1 protein-coding gene is annotated in these 1533 nt (G+C 71.9%); it reads right to left on the reverse strand.

Annotated features, from left to right (window positions below):
• Positions 1-1533, reverse strand: a 1533-nt coding sequence (locus ACTMS2_RS29220; protein ID WP_441178258.1) for a beta-ketoacyl synthase N-terminal-like domain-containing protein, incomplete at both ends; no start/stop codon positions are given.

The following is a 1533-nucleotide window of genomic DNA, read 5'->3' on the forward strand; positions in this document are numbered from 1 at the left end:
CAAGATCATCTTGATGATGCCCGCCACCCCGGCAGCCGCCTGCGTGTGACCGATGTTCGACTTCACCGACCCCAACAACAACGGCACATCCCGACCCTGCCCATACGTCGCCAGCAGAGCCTGCGCCTCGATCGGATCACCCAACGTCGTACCCGTGCCGTGCGCCTCCACCACGTCCACGTCAGCCGTCGACAGACCCGCGAACGCCAGCGCCTGCCGGATCACCCGCTGCTGCGACGGACCGTTCGGCGCCGTCAACCCGTTCGACGCACCATCCTGGTTGACGGCCGTCCCCCGTACCACCGCCAGGATCCGGCGGCCGTCGCGCCGCGCGTCCGACAGCCGCTGCACCAGCAGCATGCCGACGCCCTCGGACCAGCCGGTGCCGTCGGCCGCGTCCGAGAAGGACTTGCACCGGCCGTCGGCGGACAGGCCGCCCTGGATGGAGAACTCGGCGAACGTGGCCGGTGAGGCCATCACGGTGACGCCGCCGGCCAGCGCGAGGTCGCACTCGCCGGACCGCAGCGCCTGCGCCGCGAGGTGCAGCGCCACGAGCGACGACGAACACGCGGTGTCCACCGTCACCGCCGGCCCCTCGAACCCGAACGAGTACGCCACCCGACCCGACAACACGCTGGTGGCGTTGCCGGTGAGCAGGTGCCCGCCGACCTCCTGGGCGCGACCCACCGAACCGCTGGCGTACCCCTGGAAGCTCGCGCCGGCGAAGACGCCGACGGCGCCGCCCCTCAGGCTGGTGGGGTCGATGCCCGCCGACTCGACAGCCTCCCACGAGGTCTCCAGCAGCAGCCGCTGCTGCGGGTCCATGGCGAGGGCCTCGCGCGGCGAGATGCCGAAGAACTCGGCGTCGAACTCACCGGCGTCGTAGACGAAGCCACCCCTGCGGACGAAGGACGTGTCGGAGAGGCCGCCGCTGAGGAAGCCGTCCCAGCCCCGGTCGAGGGGGAACTCGGAGATGCCGTCGCCCTCGGCGCAGAGCAGTTGCCACAGTTCGTCCGGCGATCCGACGCCGCCCGGGAGGCGGCAGCCCATCCCGACGATCACGATCGGGTCGTCGTCCACGGCGGTGATCCGGCGCTCGGCCGGCGCGTCACCCGGTGCGCCGAGCACCGCCTCCCGGATGAAGGCGACGAGGGCGGCCGGCGTCGGGTGGTCGAAGACGAGGGTGGAGGGCAGGGCGAGGCCCGTTTCGGCGGTCAGCCGGTTGCGCAGCTCGACGGCGGTGAGCGAATCGAAGCCGAGGCGTTGGAACGCCCGGTCGGGTGCCACCGCCTCGACGGTGGCGTGCCCGAGCACCGAGGCGACCTGGGACCGCACGAGGTCCAGAAGGGACGCCTCGACCTCCGTCGGCGTCAGCGCGGCCAGCCGCTGGCGGAGTGTGGAGGCCTGATCGGTGGGAGCGGTTTCCGCGCGGGCCGCCGCCTCGATCGCCGACCGGGCTTCGGGGATTTCGGTGAACAGTCGAGACGGCCGCAACGCCGTAAACGACGGCACAAACCGATCCCACCGCACATC

Source organism: Micromonospora sp. SD12 (genome assembly GCF_052068495.1).
Classification (GTDB): domain Bacteria; phylum Actinomycetota; class Actinomycetes; order Mycobacteriales; family Micromonosporaceae; genus Micromonospora; species Micromonospora echinofusca.